A 17,057-nucleotide genomic window follows, 5' to 3' on the forward strand; every position below is an offset into this window, starting at 1 on the left:
GGGATTCAATTAGTTACTAAAAAAATCAAATCCCCCTCACCCCCTTTGCTAAAGGGGGAAATTGATTTCCGAATCGTTATTTTTCATTATCATCTGATGCCACAATGTGCCATAAACCTCTATCAATATAATACCGAATAATACAGAATTTTTCTTTAGTTGACCTTCTTGGATAGACTAGATATAATGTAAACCGCAAACTTGATAAATTTTTAAATCGAAGCAAAGAAAGGAGAAAACTCAAGCATGAAAATGACTTACCAGCCTCACAATTTAAGAAAAAAACGTACTCATGGTTTTTTAAAAAGAATGAGTACCCAAGGGGGAAGAGATGTTATAAAAAGAAGGAGAGCAAAAGGCAGAAAACGTTTGTGTGTTTAAAAGTAATTAAATGGAAACCATTTCATCCTCAAAAGACTTCAAGCTGATTTTTAAAAGCGGAAAAAAAGTTGACAGCGGTCCTATACGCTTATGGTACCTCGAAAAAAAAGTTGCAAATATGAGGATATGTTTTATTGGGAGAAGCAAGAAAGCGATTTATAGAAATCGAATTCGGAGAAGGCTCAAGGAAGGTTTTAGGGTATATTTTTACCCTTTTCTATGTGACTCAAATTATGATTTAATTTTTATGAGTGATGAAAGACTCATAAGTGCTGATTTCCGTGAAATTATTCGATGGATGAGAGAGTTGCTCGAGAAGTCAGGCGTAGCGAATGGAGCTGTTTTTGGTAGTGAAAATTAGGGATTTTTTAGTTAATGCCATTGATAGGATTCTCAATTTTTACCAAATTTATATATCTCCATCATTACCTTCAAGTTGCCGCTTTGAGCCAACCTGTTCTCAGTATGCACGTGACGCTATTCGGAAATATGGAATTTTAAAAGGCGGGATAATGGCGCTATGGAGAATATTACGGTGTCATCCTTATTCCCGTGGTGGTTATGACCCAGTTCGATAAAAATAGGTGATAAAACTATGTGGACTCAAATTTGGAATGGATTAGCAGCTGCTATGGAATGGATCCTTCGGTTATTTTATGGATGGACCCATAATTATGGAATTTCAATAATTCTTTTAACTGCTGTTATTCGTATAGCTCTTTATCCAGTGATTCATAAACAAAACTTGTCAACAAAGGCCATGCAGGAGTTACAACCAGAAATAAAGAAACTGCAGGAGAAACATAAGAGTGATCCTCAAAAACTCAATCAAGAAATTATGAGCCTTTATAAAGAAAAAGGAGTTAGCCCCTTGGGAGGATGCCTTCCTTTATTGATTCAGCTCCCATTTCTGTTCGTTCTTTATAGAGTCTTAGTGAATTATGATTATGGTCAAGCAGGATTTCTCTGGTTGCCCAGCCTTTCGGCTGCTGATCCCTATTTTATTTTACCGTTATCAATGGGATTTACGACCTTTTTGCAACAGAGAATGACTGTGCCAGCTGCCGGGGCTGAAGGTTCACAGCAAAATATGATCATGATGATCGTTATGCCAATTTTTTTGGTATTTATTAGCTGGAGCCTTCCTTCAGGAGTGCTCCTGTATTGGTTTGTTTCAAATTTATTCTATATTTTCCAGCAATATATAGTAAATATAAAAACCCAAAAACCAACAGTCTCAACAACCTCAGATCCCATAATTGAAGCCAACCCAAAAGAAACCCTTGCCGTTGTAGAAGAAGAGGAAAAGAAGGTTGCTTCACGAGTTTCTTCTCCAAAGACAAAGAAAAAAGGGGGTAAGAAACATGCGAAGAAGCGTTGAAGTTTCTGGGAAGACTGTTGAAGAAATACTCGAAAGAGCTTCGCGATATTTTGATGTGCCAAAAGAAAACCTTTCTTATGAAGTACTGTCTGAAAGCCGGGGATTTCTCGGATTACTGGTCCCTCGGACGGTAAGAGTTCGAGTATGGGTTGAAAGTAGCGATAAACAAGCTGAAAAATCAGAACCAATTGGAGAAATTAAAAAAGAACAAGGAACAGAATTAGAAAGTAAGAATTCTGACCAAAAGTCAGAAATTTCGGATGATGAGGATTTTCAAGACTTGGAAAAAGCACGAGAAGAAATCCGAAAATTTTTTGAAAATCTTATCGAAAAAATGAACATTAATATTGAATACCATGTTCGAGAAAATGGAAGAAAAGTATTCCTTGACATTGATGGTGTAGACGCTGGGTTACTTATTGGAAAACACGGAGAAACCTTAGAAGCCTTAGAATCATTCTTAAAGATTCTTCTGGTAAAAAATGGATATGCGCATATAGGTTTAGATGTTGATGTATCAGGTTATAAAAAGCGTCGGGAAGAAACCCTCACTAAATTAGCATGTAAAATGGCTACAAAAGTGATACAAGGTCGGCGCCGGTTCAAATTTGAACCAATGAATGCAAGAGAAAGAAGAATTATTCATACTACACTGAAAGATCACCCGAGAATTATAACCTATAGCATTGGTGAAGAACCAGAAAGAAGAGTTGTAGTCGACTTAAAAAATGAAAAACGAAAAGAATCAAACCCAAGAAAACATCCAACGACAAGAAAGAATCCAAAAAGTAAGTAAAACAATCGTTGCAGCCTCTACTCCACTGGGAGTGGGCGCCGTTGGTATTGTAAAACTCAGTGGAAATGATTCAATTGAAATAGCATCAAAAGTATGTCGTTTAAGATCAGGAAAGGAAATAAAAAAGCTTCCTAGTTTTAAATTAGCACTCTGTGATGTGATTGATAATAACAATAAGGCTCTTGATGAGGGTTTAGTTGTCCTCATGCGAGAGCCTTTTTCTTATACTCGAGAAAATGTTGTAGAAATTCAAGTTCATAGTAGCCCTTTAATAATACAAAAAATAATTCAAATTTGCATTAATAAGGGTGCCCGATTGGCAGAACCCGGAGAATTCACTAAAAGAGCTTTTTTAAATGGAAGAATATCTCTCAATCAAGCGGAATCAGTAGCTGAGATAGTTAAAGTGCAATCAGAAAAGGCTCTATATAGCTTATATAAAAATTTACGAGGGATGTTTGGAGAAAAAATTTCCGAATGGCAGAAAGGCTTAGCTTTCATTCAAGCAAAAATTCAAGTGGAGTGTGACTTTTCTGATCGGATTGGGACCACAGATTTGCAAGCTACCTTTGCCAAAGAGATAAATACCATTAGGCAAAATATAAGAAAACAATATGACAGAAGTAAAAAATTTCAAAATTTGCAAAATGGTCTTTTAGTTGTAATTTGTGGGAAACCAAATGTTGGGAAATCGAGCTTGTTAAATGCGATTATTGGAAAGGAAAGATCGATCGTCACACCGATTCCTGGAACTACCCGTGATGCTATTGAAGAATTATTTCTCATTGAAGGTTTCCCCTTTCGCTTTGTTGACACAGCTGGCATAAGAGAAAGTCAGAGCTATATTGAGAAAATTGGAATTGATAAAACCAAAAAATATTTAGAAGAAGCGCACTTAGTCATTGTAATCTTTGATCAAAGCCAAGAAATAAATAAAGAAGATTATACATTAGTTGATTTGGTTAGAAAAAAGCCCCATATAATAGTATTAAATAAGAGTGACCTACCTTCAAAGATAGAAATAAAAGATGTCAATGAGCTTTATCCGCAAGAGAAAATAATTAAAATTTCAGCACTTTCAGGAAAAGGTATTGATAGACTATTGGATCAAATTGTTGAGAAGGTTCAGCTAATTAAAGATAACTATGACGAAGACTATTTAGCATTTAACTTTAGACAACAAAACGAACTCTTTAAGGCTTCTACATTTTTAGAACAAGCACAAAAATCATTAGAGGAAGGATTCCCAATTGATGTTGTTAGTATTGATATAGACGAAGCTCTTCGATGTTTAAAGAGAATAAACGGTGAAGACATAGATGAAAAAGTTGTTGATAGCATATTCAATAATTTTTGTGTTGGTAAATAAAAGATATTCGAGTGTTTAACCACCATCATTCCACAGAAAATCAGCAAAGGAAAAAGAAACTGACTCAGTGATTTTTAATTCGATAAAGCAAAAATGCAATCTTATTATTTAATTTTCTCAAGAGAAAAGAAATAATGACCACTCGTCGATTTTATAAAGGTTTTTTTTGAGGAATGCCAATTCGTCTTGGATAAATTGCTGGTGTTGAGGCTGATTTCGAGATAAATAAAAAATGATTGGTTCGGTTTGATAAGGGAATTGGAATAGGTATAATCGAATCTAACTGACAATTCAGTAGGGAAAGTGAGTTGGAAGCAAGAGAAATTTCTTTTTGATAGGAAATCCCTTTAAAAAAGACTGCCCTACCCTTCACTTTAATAAACGGAGTAACTAATTCTATATTGGTTGCTAAAGTACTCAAAGCACGAGTCATAGCAAAATCAAATTTTTCTCGGTATAAAGAGCTATGACCTAAAGATTCAGCTCTATCGCATAAAAAAAAGGATTGGTCGAGATTAAGATGGTTTGAAACAATTTTTAAAAAATCGATCTTTTTATGATTTGAATCAAGATAATAAAAGTGGATGTTAGGGAATAAAATATTCAGTGGCATACCAGGAATACCAGCTCCGGTACCAACATCAATAGCCGTATTGATTTCATTAAAAGGAAAATTGGTTTTTAATAAAGAGAAACTATCAAAAATAAGTTCAACTAATATAGATTCATGCGTTTTAAAACCGGTTAAATTAAAAAGACGATTATTCATTTCTATCATATTTAAAAAATAAATTATTTGATCTTTCTGAGATGAATTAATTGAAATATTCAGTTCTTTAAGTCCTTTTTCGAGGAGAAAATGAATGCGATTATCCACAAGTTATCAACAATCCCTTTTTATTAACGAAAAACTTAGATTTTTAAAATTGAAAGAAAAAAATTTAAAGAAAACCGAAAAATGCCTTATATATCGACAAAAATTTGATATATTGTTAATATAATGAAGTTTTAAAAACAAAATGGAAAAAATATGAGAAAGATATTAGAAAGTTATCCACAAGTTAAATAGGTAAAAATAAAAATGTTCCACGTGGAACATTTTTAAAAAGAACAATAAGATTATTTCACCAACGATGAATATATTAAAAGATAAAATGAAAATGGTAAAGAGTTAATTTTGACGATGGATAATATGAATGGATATTATGAAATAATTCAATACTCATAAAGTATAAAATTTACCTGAAGAAAATTGATTTCAAGAAATCTCCATTTCGATACCACAAATTATTCTATATTTAACTGAATAGCCTATCGTGACGTATAATAGCGCCAAAAAAGGATGAAAAACCCCATTGGCATACAAGAGTAATCTACAATAAGAAATTGGGGCAATGAGTTTTAACAGGTAGGATATTGAACTATATTGTAGTGACTGAGAAAGGCAGATATATCAGTTCAGAATTAAAAATTCGCCCTTCAACAAGAGGAAAAAAGAGCTATGGATTATTTGGTAACAAATCGCATCACTCATCATTTCCCTTTATCCCAAAGGAGAGGACGATATTAAAGAAATATGCATGCAGCAGTATTATCAGAAAAATCCACATGCTCATAACCAAAACTCAATGGAGATGAAAATAGTTTATCAATCGTCTTTGCTCTCTCCGATGAAGGAGTGAGGGAAGCAATAAAAAAAGATAAAATAGCCACTTCTCCTCAATGGGAGTAGTTGAAAATGAGGGGAATAGGCAAGTTTGAGAACCAGGGTAATTGCTCTGATCAAGTTCCCTTTTATCATTCCAATAGCTACAAGATACTTTGAGGATCTGAAAATGAACGAATTATCATAGATTAAGGAGAATAATAATTTATGCCGATCCATTACGGAGATAGGATTTATATCTATATAGATGATGGTAGAGATTATATTTTGACTGTTCAAGAGGGAAAACAATTTAGTACCCATCGGGGAAATATAATGCACGATGAAATAGCGGGGAAAAATTATGGAGAGAATGTATTGACGACGAAAGGCAATAAGGTATATTTATTGCCAGTTGGTATAATAGAAAATATTTACCACATGAGAAGATGCTCTCAAATTGTATATCCCAAAGATCTTGGATTTATTTTGCTTATGTTAGATATAAGGGAGGGAAACCGTGTAATAGATGTGGGATTAGGAAGTGGATCGATGTCAGCTGCCATGGCACGGTTGGTTGGAAATACAGGAATGGTATATGCTTACGAAAGAAGAGAAGACATGATATCATTGGCGACTCAGAATCTTATTGTTTGGAAATTAATTGATAGAGTTACAATTCAGCAAAGAGATATAGAAGTTGGTTTTGATGAAAAAGAGATAGATGCTATATTTCTTGATGTGCCTCAACCATGGGATTATCTGAAGCAATGTTGGGATGCCCTGGCCGGTGGTGGAAGGTTGGGAATTGTCTCACCTACAGCAGGACAGGTTATGGAGGTCTTACGTTCTTTAAACAAGTTACCATTTATTATAATAGAAGTCTGGGAGAATATGTTTCGTCAATATAAACCAGACCCCTATACCTTTCGACCTTATGATCGGATGGTTGCTCATACTACCTATATGATTTTTGCTAGAAAAGTTAACGATATTTAGAATTGACCACCATGCTGCTTTTGCAACACCAGATGAGGATGAAAATAGGTATCCAGGAATCGATTCCCCCTTTAGCAAAGGGGTTAGGGGATTTGAATTTTTTACTGCTCCGTCATTGCGAGAAGCCCAACCGTTCTTTGGTTGGGCGACGTGGCAATCTCATTGAGCCATTCTTTCATTCTGAGCAGGGTGGCGTTTTTACCAGACATGATAAGCATCTCATTTATTCCAATTCCACAATTCCACACAAAATAAAAGACGACTCAAGAGATTGCTACCACCTCAAAAAACCAGGTCTCGCAATGACGATTCAAAGTTCCTTCTCCCTTGATGGGAGAAGGTGAGGATGAGGGTGAAAGTCCAAAATGAAATTATGGTTGGTTGCTATCAATACATTACTTACAAAAATCATTCATATATTTTCAAGATAGACCTTCATGCTACATTCGCAGCACCAGATGAATATGAAAATAAGTTGCCCCCTCACCCTGGCCCTCTCCCACGAAGGGGCGAGGGAAAAAAGAACAAAAGAATTCAGAGTTCCTTCTCCCTTGATGGGAGAAGGTGAGGATGAGGGTGAAAGCCCAGAAAGAGACCATGGTTGGTTGCTCAATATGAGTTACCTATAAAAAATCATTCCTGGATTTTCAGGATAGACCGTCATGCTGCTTTGCAGCACCACATGAGGATGAAAATGCCTTCCCAGGAATCGTTTCCCCCTTTAGCAAAGGGGTTAGGGGATTTGAATTTTTTACTGCTCCGTCATTGCGAGGAGCGTCTTGTGCGACGTGGCAATCTCTACCATCCACTTAGTCATTCTGAGGAGTCCGGTGTTTTTGCCGGACGACGTAAGAATCTCATCATTTAAAGTATTTATGAAGAAAAAACTTAAAAGATAAGATCCTCACGCCCTCAAAAAGCGAGGGCTCAGGATGACCGATTAAAGGCACACCCCCCCTTTATCCCCCCTCAATGGGGGAATTTATAAGATGGTATTTCCAGGATAGACCATCAAACTGGGAAGCACCACTCAGGATGACGCCTGCGTTATAAAATGAGATCTTCAACCCTCACTTGGTAAGGGCTGAAGATGAGGTTATTTTTTTATTCATTCTATTTACTGGATAGATTTTGAAAAAAAGACTTCCCGTTCCTTTTTGGGTGCAGTTATCGTGATAAAATTATAAATAATAACTGAGAAATAAAACGTAATAATATAAAATCCATTAAAAAACTAATATAGAGGTTTTAACCAGCTTTTTCGAGTAGAATTGACTAAAAGTAAAAGAAAATTTTTTATCAATAAATGATTTTTGCTAATCCTATGGAGGTAAAGCTGGATTATACTGAAACTTAAATAAGAGTATTTATTTTCAATGATTGTTTTTCTAGTAAATATTTAATACAATAAAATAAGTTAAGAAAAGAAAATAGGAGGGGCAGAAAAACTCCTTGTTGCCTCATGATTATTAACTCACAGTTTATCAATTAAATCTTAATCTTCAGATTGTTTAGTTTTAAAGAGATTTTTTTTGGCAATGGTTTTGAAAGAATAAGTTTAAATTAATCTATTAAAGTGTATTTAAAGCTAATATATATGTTAAAATGATTTTTGTTTATGGGAAAAGTGATTGCTATAGCTAACCAAAAAGGGGGAGTTGGGAAAACCACTACCTCGATTAATCTAGGCTCATGTTTAGCTCAAATGGGTCTAAAAATATTGTTGGTTGATTCTGACCCCCAGGGGAATACTACCAGTGGTTTGGGGATTGATCGTTCGGTTCTCAAAAGATGTTTATATGATTTATTAATACCGACTGAATCTGGGTATTCCTTGAATGATGTAATACAAGCGTCATCGGTTTCAAATTTATGGTTGGTACCCACAACCATAAGGCTTGCCGGAGCAGAAGTAGAATTAGTCACGGTAATAGGGAGGGAGTATCGTTTAAAAGAAACACTAAAAGATGTTATTAATGAGTATGATTATATTTTTGTTGATTGTCCACCTTCTCTTGGTTTGTTAACAATTAATGCCTTAAGTTGTGCGAACGCAATGCTCATACCAATTCAGTGCGAATATTATGCCTTGGAAGGCTTAGGGCAACTTTTAAATACTCTTAAAGCAGTGAAAAATTTACTTAATTCTCAACTTGAAATATTTGGAGTTTTATTAACCATGTATGATGTGAGAACCAACTTGTCTCAGCAAGTAGCTCAAGAGATACAAAGAGTTTTTGGAGATAAAGTCTTTAAAACTATAATTCCAAGAAATGTTCGATTAAGTGAAGCTCCAAGTTTTGGGCAGCCGGTAATTACCTATGATCGTTACTCAACTGGTGCCGAAGCATATCTTAATTTAGCCAAGGAAGTGTTAGCAAGAGATGGCAAGAAAAAGTCTTGGTAAAGGGCTTGATGCTCTAATCCCTGGGGTTGGAAATCTTGGCGCCCGGTCAATTCAGGAAGTTGATATTCAAGTTATTCATAGTAATCCTTTCCAACCCCGGCTTCAAATGAACGATGAGGGTTTAGAAGAGCTTGCCGAGTCGATTCGTATTCATGGTGTATTACAGCCGATTATCTTAAGAAGCGACGGGACAGGGTATGAAATAGTTGCAGGGGAGAGAAGATGGAGAGCAGCACAAAAAGCGGGCTTGTCAACTATTCCTGCCATAGTTGAAGAAGTTAATGAACAAAAAAGATTAGAAATTGCTTTAATTGAAAACTTACAGAGGGAAGATTTAAACCCCTTAGACTTAGCTAAGGGAATTCACCGATTGATGCTTAATTTTGAACTTACCCAAGAGGATATTTCAAAAAGATTGGGGAAAAAGAGACCTACCATTGCTAATTTACTCCGCCTTCTTGACTTACCCCAAGAAATACAGAAATTGATTGAAAATAACAACATTTCATTTGGCCATGCTCGAGCATTGCTTGGCGTTGAAAGTCAAGATTTAAAGATTCAATTATCAGAAAAAATTATCCGAGAAAATTTGTCGGTTCGTGACATCGAAAAAATAATACGCAACATGAAAGCCAAAGGACCCACTCTTTCAGTAAATCGTCAAGAAAAAAAAGAAGTTACAAATGAGTATCAAGAATCCGAAGTTTCTTTTGTTGAAGAGAATTTGATGAGATATTTAGCTACAAAAGTAAAAATAGTGAAAAAAAGAATAACTATTGAATATTATGGGGATGAAGACCTTCATCGCATTTATAATTTAATAACAGGTAAAGAAGAACCGTTTTAGGGGTGGAAATATGCCTTCAAGAGAACCAAAAGACTTAACGGTATTTTGGATTAATCCCTTAAAGGGACAGATGAAAAAAATGAACCTCCGATGGAAAACGATTCTATTTGGCTTATTGTTGGTAATTTTAGGAATTGGATTCGGTGTTGGCGGAATTCTTTGGTATAACAATAAGATTAAGTGCGAATTGGGATGTATGGTTACCCATCTACAAGAGACGAAAAGTGAATTGGCTTCCCTGGAGGTCAAGAAAAAAGAGCAAGAACAAAAATTGGAAGAATTAGCCAAAAAGGCCGATCAAGTTGTTCAAGAAATGAATCAACTACGGGAATTAGACCAAAAGGTCAGGAGTTTGTTAGAAAAGGATTTACAATCACAATTAAAAAAGTATGGGATTGACCTCGGTTTTTCTGCAGCCGCGAACGAATTATACATACCGGTACAAATGTTTATTAATCCTAATTTGGATGCCTTCCCCTTTGGAATGGGTGGACCAAACTATATGTCGTTATCAGGTGTTCCAGTTTCTTCGCAGCCGCTTCGACCAGCTGTTGATCCAGAATTTTATAATAAGGCAAAAAACATAGAAGATAATCTTTCGTGGCTTCGTGCAGAAATGATGGTCAGAGAAAAATCTTTTAATGAAATAATTCAAGTAATTGAAAAAAAAGACAAATTGATTACTATGGTTCCGATGCGTTGGCCGACTTGGGGAAGGGTTTCCTCGAGTTATGGTTGGAGAAAGGATCCTTTTACCGGTCGTAAAGCATGGCACACTGGTGTGGATATTGCTGCACCAGCTGGTAGAAACATAGTCGCGACTGCGGCAGGGAAGGTGATCTTTTCGGGTTGGAATGGAAATTATGGAAGATGTGTAATCATTAGGCATCAATTTGGATATGAAACCGTTTACGGCCATTTATCAAAAATACTTGTTGAAAACGGTGAAGAAGTTAAAAAAGAAACCATAATTGGGAAGGTTGGTTCTTCTGGACGAAGCACCGGTCCTCACTTACATTATGAAGTACGAAAGTACGGTAATGTCATAAATCCATGGCCTTATTTGCCATAAATCGTGATAGTTTAAGAAATATTCAGTTAGTAAAAAGTTTATTAATAACTTAGTTTTATTTTACAAGCCAGTAAGTGTATTTAACACAATTTTAAACTCTGCTAAGTAACTTCTTGATAATACAGTTTTTTTAAGCTTCTAAAAAGTTAGGTAAATTGAAATTTTAACGACTAAGCCTTCTTTGATATAAAGACAATTTTAATAAAGTGGTTAGAAAACAATTATAGATAGAATAGACGTCCATTCCATTTGGTTGCACGAGATAAGGAAGAAAATATCGATTCAGGAATCAATTTCCCATCGTAGCCAAGGGGAGAGGAAAAAAAAGATTAAACTCATGAGATAGCCAAGACCTGAAAAAACGAGGTCTCGCAATGACGATCCAGAGTTCCTTCTCCCTTGATGGGAGAAGGTGAGGATGAGGGTGAAAGCCCAGAAAGAGACCATGGTTGGTTGCTCAATATGAGTTACCTATAAAAAATCATTCCTGGATTTTCAGGATCGACCTTCATGCTGCTTTCGCAGCACCAGATGAATATGAAAATAAGTTGCCCCCTCACCCTGGCCCTCTCCCACGAAGGGGCGAGGGAAAAAAGAACAAAAGAATTCAGAGTTCCTTCTCCCTTGATGGGAGAAGGTGAGGATGAGGGTGAAAGTTCAGAATGAGACCATGGTTGGTTGCTCAATATGAGTTACCTATAAAAAATCATTCCTGGATTTTCAGGATAGACCCTCATGCTGCTTTCGCAGCACCAGATGAGGATGAAAATACCTATCTAAATCCGTCATTGCGAGGAGCGTCTTATGCGACGTGGCAATCTCTACCATCCACTTAGTCATTCTGAGGAGTCCGGTGTTTTTGCCGGACGACGTAAGAATCTCATCATTTAAAGTATTTATGAAGAAAAAACTTAAAAGATGAGATCCTCACGCCCTCAAAAAGCGAGGGCTCAGGATGACCGATTAAAGACACACCCCCCTTTATCCCCCCTCAATGGGGGAATTTATAAGATGGTATTTTCAGGATAGAAAAAATTATTATAATGGGAACAAATAGATCCAAAATGAAAATATGATAAATAAAACTTTAATAAGGAGTGAAAAAGATGAAGTATGGTGTAAGCTGGGCTTTTATTCTTCTACTTATTTTTTCTTTGGTTATGCCAGTCTGGGCAGATATTCAAAAAGCGGAAATTACAACTGTTAAATACGAAGGAGTTGGAGAAAATGCCTCTATTACTATCGAGGGACTAATCAACTCAGACCAGACCGGTATTGGATACTTAGAAGCTTTTATCACCTTTGAAGGCAAGGATTATAAAACTCAAGCTGTCGAAATTGAATCGAGAATTCCAGAACAAAACTATCGATATTCATTCCGTTTGGATGATTTTCGCTACATTGATCACCAAAAAAATCAAGTTGAAATCCTCTCCATTTTTCAGCCTGGACAAACTATTATAGTTTATCTCTATGAAGAAAAAATAACTGACGGGGAAAATCTTACTGTTGATGCTCAAAATGAACTTAATCAAAGAGGCTATGCTTTGAGAGGAATATTGGCTAAAAAGACCTTTAAACTACCTTAAAAGAATTAATTGAAAAGTGATTTGTTAGAAGACTTTCATGCTGCATAGCAGCATCAAATGAGGGTGAAAATCCAGAACGAGACCCCTGTTTAGTTGCTATAAATGAATTACATATAAAAAAATCGTTCATGTATTTTCAGAATAGACCTTCATGCCACTTTGGTGGCGCCAGATGATGATGAAAATTACTCATTCAGAAATGAATCTCCCCCTTTAGAAAAGGGGGTTAGGGGGATTTGAATTTTTGGAAACCAATCGAATCCCAAACCCTCTCCCTTTATCCAAAGAGAGAAGAATAAAAAAGATTAAGCTCAAGAGATTGCCACGCCACTCCGTTCGCAATGACGAATCAGAGTTCCTTCTCCCTTGATGGGAGAAGGTGAGGATGAGGGTGAAAGCCCAGGATGAGATCCTGGTTGGTTGTTTAATATGAGTTACCTATTAAAATCGTTCCAGTATTTTCAGAATAGAAAATAAAAATAGGTCATTCAATCATCCGATTCAAATCTTGGAAGGATGATGAGGAGGCATTCCTTTGAACAGGATGCTAAAAGAAATTAAGGAACAACCTGAAATTTTAAAAAAAATATCACAAGAATACGTTATTGATGGTAAATTATTCAGCTGGAATGCACCGAAAAAAGGAAAAATCATTATAACTGGCATGGGAAGTTCTTTGTTTGCTGCTTATCCAGCCTATTTGAGACTTATGGACTATGGTTATCCCGTTGTCTGGATTGATGCATCTGAATTGTTGCACTATGGGTTAAATAGTATTAAAAAAGAAGATACGCTTATCAGCATATCTCAATCAGGTGAATCATTTGAAGTTGTTGAAGTTATTAAAAGATATCCAAATTTTAATCGTATTATTGGTTTTACAGCGCAAACGAGGAGTACTATGGGTGGATTGTGTTCGGAAACCATTGATATCCTTTCAGGCACAGAAGAATCAATAACCTCTACTAAAGCATACACTGCAACCTTAGCGCTTTTGAATCTCATGTCTTTATCTTGGATCTATGCACAAAATGAAATAAGCGGATTACGTTCTTTATTGGATCAACTAGCTGATGAAATCGAAGAAGTTATTGAAAATTCGGAGAGCTGGTGTAATGACCTCCTTGATGAATTGAATATCATCCAACCATCGCATCATAAGGTAATCATTGCCCGCGGGCCAGCTCTGAGTTCGGCATGGCATGGGAATCTATGTTTTTCGGAATGCACCAAGGAGCTTTTTGCCGTTTTTTCCGCAGGTCAATTTCGTCATGGACCTTATGAACTTGCTGTCAATCCTTTGCTGGCTATAATTCTTTCTCTTCATGGTAAAACGCAAAAACTTACCTCCTCTCTTGCTCAAGAGCTTATCCAAAAGGAAGCGCAAGTTCTTTTGATTGGAGAAAAAGAATTTTCACCTCCAGGAAAAAAACAACGATTTAAATTTCTTCCAATTCAATGTAGTGATGAGTATTTTGCTCCAATGGTAGCCATTGTTTATCTTCAAATTATTGCCTACTATACAGCAATACGAAAAGGTATTGAACCGGGTACTGCACAAATTGTAAGCAAAATGACGCTTAAGGAGTAAATCATGAAGAAAGTTTTTGTAGGAGGTAATATTAGCCTCGATCTTGTTTTAGGTGAAATTGATACTTTTCCTGGCTGGGGTGTAGAGTTGCTCATCCCTGGATATACCATGCGACCTGGTGGTCAAGCTAGCAATGCCGTGTTGGCTTTGGGTAGTTTGAAAGTTCCAGTTTATGTAATAGGAACGATAGGCATAGACAATGTTGGACAAGACATTCGGAATTCCTATCAAAAGTGGGGAGTCAATAGTGACTTTTTGTTTGCGCTTCCCAATATACCAACTGGTTTATCGGTTGCAGTAACCAATAGAGCAACCCACGAAAGAACCTTTTTGACTGAACTTGGTGCTCAAAAAGAATTTTCATATATCCATTTAGAAAAAGTATATTCTCATATTCAAGATGGCGATTATTTTTTAATATGTGGATATTTTCTCAGTAATTCCCTCAGAAATGATAATTTTGTTCATTTCTTACACAAGGTAAAAAAAGAAAAACCTAAAACAATTTTTTTACTGGATACCGGTTGGCCACCAGAGGGTTGGACAAATCAGATTAAAGATGAAGTATTAAATCTTCTCCCTTACTTTGACTACTTTTTTCCCAATGAAATTGAAGTTGCCCATTTAACCAATGACCAACCGACTAAGATTTTCAATAAATGGTCTGGTACTCTGGTGGTAAAAACCGGTAAAGATGGAAGTAGGATAATGACTCGTGAAAATGCATATCTTATCCCCACCATTCCAGTTGAGGTAAAAGATACTATTGGCGCCGGAGATTATTTTAATGCCGGGTTCATTTGGGGACTATGGAAAGGATATGATCTTCTGCAATCCGCTCGGGTTGCTAATATTATTGCCTCCCTGAACATTTCCTTAGATGCTCAACGGTTAAAATTATCCAATCCCACAGATGTTGATAAAGTTTTAGAAAAGTTCGATTGAGGAATTTAAAACTCTGATAAGTTATTGACTCAAAAATCCAACTTATATCATCATTTCTAGTCCTTCATTTAATAATGTATAATAAAAAGATGTTAGGTTACTCTCCAATAAAAGGGGAAGCGAGGAGAAAAGAGATTGTTGATCTTTCAGCACCCGATGTACCGCAACTTCAAGCGCTTTCGAGAAATAATACGAGTATTCAATAAATATGGTTTTGCTCTTCATCGTTTGGTTTTTTTTGAACGCTGGACTTTCCCCCCGATTTCCAAACAAATCTTAACTAATCCTCCTCAGCTCAACCTCAGAATGGCTTTAGAAGAACTCGGAACAACCTTTATTAAAATTGGTCAAATCCTAAGCACTCGGATTGACCTTTTATCCGAAGATTATTGTCGCGAGCTTAAAAAACTTCAGGATGACACCACGCCGGTTCCTTTTGAAGAAATACGTGAGGTTGTCGAGTTAGAATTAAAAGCAAAAATAGAAGAGCTCTTTTTAGAGTTCGATCCAATTCCTATTGCTTCAGCGTCAATAGCTCAAGTCCATCGAGCAGTATTAAAAAGCGGTGAAAAAGTGGCTGTTAAGGTGCAAAAACCAAATATTGAAAAGAAGGTAAATGCTGATTTAGAGATTTTATCCTATATTGCAGGATTTTCAGATCGTTTAAAGATTTTTTCTGAGAACATTTCTTTTAGTGAATTGGTCGCAGAATTTAGAAAGAATTTGACCCGAGAAATTGATTTTTTGTATGAGTCGGTTAATGCCATGAAATTTAGGGAAAATTTTAAAGCACAGGAAGGCATATATATACCACAAGTTTTCCCCAGGTATTCAACTCGGAAAGTTTTAATCATGGAACTCATAGAAGGTGTTCGACTTACTCGTATTCATGATTGCCATATCCAAGGGCTTGATTGCCAATTATTAGCCGAAAGAGGAGCTTTGGCAGTATTAAAGATGATATTTGAGGATGGATTCTTTCATGCTGATCCTCATCCAGGAAATATTATGGTAAAAGAACCCAATGGGGAGCTGGTATTTCTTGATTTTGGAATGGTGGGTGCAATTGATAGTGAAACCCGGGTCAGTATTGTTAAAATTTTGTTGGCAGCTTTGGAGAAAGACGCTTCACGGGTCGTATCTTATATTGAGGAAGATATACTAACTGTCCCAATAAAATCACCAGTTGGGTTAAGGCTCGATCTCAATGAAGTTTTAGAAAGATATATAACGGCTGATTTAAAAGAGATGAATTTGAACAATTTAGTTACCGATTTTTTCTATATTCTTCGTAAACACAACCTTCGGTTTCCTGCTCATTTTGCCTCAATTTTAAGAGCCTTGGTGGTTGCAGAGGGGACAGGTATGATGCTGAATCCCCATTTTACCATAACTCCCTACTTGGAAAAAACCTTAAGAAAGTTATTTGCTCGTGCTATGGATTATGAGAATGTTAGTAAGAAAGCCTTTCATTATTTGTTTGATTGGAAAAAATTGATCGAGGAATTTCCGGGTAAAGGCCATGAAATCCTGACGAAGCTATCATCCGGTCGGTTTAATATTAAATTTGAAAATAAAGAGTTGGAAGAAATTGGGAAAAAAATTGATTCAATAAGTAATCGAGTTTCTCTGAGTATCATTTTAGCCGCTTTTTTAATTGGTTCTTCGCTCATATATACTAATTATCAGTATCTTAAATCATTAAGTATACTCGGTATTCTGGGTTATATTATTGCTGCCTTTTTGGGTATTATGCTGATATTTGAAATGCTTCGTCATCGATAAACAGGTTGTTTCTATAATGAAAACCCATGGGCATGATAAATCAAGCCCCTACCAGAGAATATAAAATTGTAGGGGCACAATGTATTGTGCCCATTCTTTAATTAATGTAGCGACATGCCATGGTATATCGAATCTTGGATTTTCATCCATAGCTGGTGCCACGAAAGTGGCATGAAAGTCTATCCTGAAAATGCAGTGAGAAGTGTGTGGTGAGTAGTGAGTTGTAAAAAAAATTACAACCCGATTTCCT

The 17,057-nt window shown here is 36.1% G+C and carries 15 protein-coding genes; 14 read left to right on the top strand and 1 reads right to left on the bottom strand.

The annotated features are described in order from the left end of the window. The first annotated feature begins 246 nt into the window (after positions 1–246). From rpmH to mnmE, 6 genes are read left to right on the top strand one after another with little or no spacing between them, the layout of a single operon-like run. Positions 247–381, top strand: a complete 135-nt coding sequence (gene rpmH, locus RT761_RS04955; RefSeq protein WP_218112968.1) for a 50S ribosomal protein L34 — start codon at positions 247–249, stop codon at positions 379–381. Positions 382–391: 10 nt separating this feature from the next. Then, entirely contained in the window at positions 392–742 is a 351-nt protein-coding gene (gene rnpA, locus RT761_RS14270; protein WP_218112969.1) for a ribonuclease P protein component, read from the top strand. Further along, entirely contained in the window at positions 732–959 is a 228-nt protein-coding gene (yidD, locus tag RT761_RS04965) for a membrane protein insertion efficiency factor YidD (protein ID WP_246465316.1), read from the top strand. The genes rnpA and yidD overlap by 11 nt, the downstream gene beginning before the upstream one ends. Before the next feature lie 17 nt (positions 960–976). After that, the gene (locus tag RT761_RS04970; RefSeq protein WP_218112971.1) at positions 977–1,762 is read left to right on the top strand and encodes a YidC/Oxa1 family membrane protein insertase; all 786 of its coding nucleotides are present in this window, start codon (positions 977–979) and stop codon (positions 1,760–1,762) included. After that, positions 1,746–2,558 (top strand): RNA-binding cell elongation regulator Jag/EloR, encoded by an 813-nt coding sequence (jag, locus tag RT761_RS04975; RefSeq protein ID WP_218112972.1) that lies wholly within the window; start codon positions 1,746–1,748, stop codon positions 2,556–2,558. The genes RT761_RS04970 and jag overlap by 17 nt, the downstream gene beginning before the upstream one ends. Further along, positions 2,491–3,927 (top strand): tRNA uridine-5-carboxymethylaminomethyl(34) synthesis GTPase MnmE, encoded by a 1,437-nt coding sequence (mnmE, locus tag RT761_RS04980; RefSeq protein WP_218112973.1) that lies wholly within the window; start codon positions 2,491–2,493, stop codon positions 3,925–3,927. Before jag ends, mnmE begins: the two co-directional genes overlap by 68 nt. Positions 3,928–4,078: 151 nt before the next feature. Here the strand turns inward: mnmE and rsmG are convergent, their stop codons facing one another. Next, positions 4,079–4,804, bottom strand: coding sequence for a 16S rRNA (guanine(527)-N(7))-methyltransferase RsmG (rsmG, locus tag RT761_RS04985; RefSeq protein WP_218112974.1), 726 nt, complete (start codon positions 4,802–4,804; stop codon positions 4,079–4,081). Positions 4,805–5,800: 996 nt separating this feature from the next. Between rsmG and RT761_RS04990 the strand changes: the two genes are divergently transcribed. The 8 genes from RT761_RS04990 (at position 5,801) to RT761_RS05025 (ending at position 16,807) form a co-directional block, all read left to right on the top strand. Further along, positions 5,801–6,571: a tRNA (adenine-N1)-methyltransferase gene (locus tag RT761_RS04990; RefSeq protein WP_218112975.1), complete on the top strand. Its 771-nt coding sequence runs from the start codon at positions 5,801–5,803 to the stop codon at positions 6,569–6,571. A gap of 1,618 nt (positions 6,572–8,189) precedes the next feature. Then, the gene (locus RT761_RS04995; protein WP_218112976.1) at positions 8,190–8,978 is read left to right on the top strand and encodes a ParA family protein; all 789 of its coding nucleotides are present in this window, start codon (positions 8,190–8,192) and stop codon (positions 8,976–8,978) included. Further along, positions 8,956–9,825, top strand: a complete 870-nt coding sequence (locus tag RT761_RS05000) for a ParB/RepB/Spo0J family partition protein (RefSeq protein WP_218112977.1) — start codon at positions 8,956–8,958, stop codon at positions 9,823–9,825. Before RT761_RS04995 ends, RT761_RS05000 begins: the two co-directional genes overlap by 23 nt. 10 nt (positions 9,826–9,835) lie before the next feature. Further along, positions 9,836–10,897, top strand: a complete 1,062-nt coding sequence (locus RT761_RS05005; protein WP_218112978.1) for a peptidoglycan DD-metalloendopeptidase family protein — start codon at positions 9,836–9,838, stop codon at positions 10,895–10,897. Between the two features lie 1,106 nt (positions 10,898–12,003). Next, positions 12,004–12,486 carry a hypothetical protein gene (locus RT761_RS05010; protein ID WP_218112979.1) on the top strand — a complete coding sequence of 161 codons (483 nt, stop codon included), beginning with the start codon at positions 12,004–12,006 and terminating at the stop codon, positions 12,484–12,486. 544 nt (positions 12,487–13,030) lie between these two features. Beyond that, positions 13,031–14,077, top strand: a complete 1,047-nt coding sequence (locus RT761_RS05015) for an SIS domain-containing protein (protein WP_246465318.1) — start codon at positions 13,031–13,033, stop codon at positions 14,075–14,077. Between the two features lie 3 nt (positions 14,078–14,080). Next, on the top strand, positions 14,081–15,022 hold the full coding sequence (locus RT761_RS05020) for a carbohydrate kinase family protein (protein WP_218112981.1): 942 nt from the start codon (positions 14,081–14,083) through the stop codon (positions 15,020–15,022). A gap of 135 nt (positions 15,023–15,157) precedes the next feature. After that, positions 15,158–16,807, top strand: coding sequence for an ABC1 kinase family protein (locus RT761_RS05025; protein ID WP_218112982.1), 1,650 nt, complete (start codon positions 15,158–15,160; stop codon positions 16,805–16,807). Positions 16,808–17,057 lie beyond the last annotated feature (250 nt).

The sequence above is a fragment of the Atribacter laminatus genome (genome assembly GCF_015775515.1).
Taxonomy (GTDB): Bacteria; Atribacterota; Atribacteria; order Atribacterales; family Atribacteraceae; genus Atribacter; species Atribacter laminatus.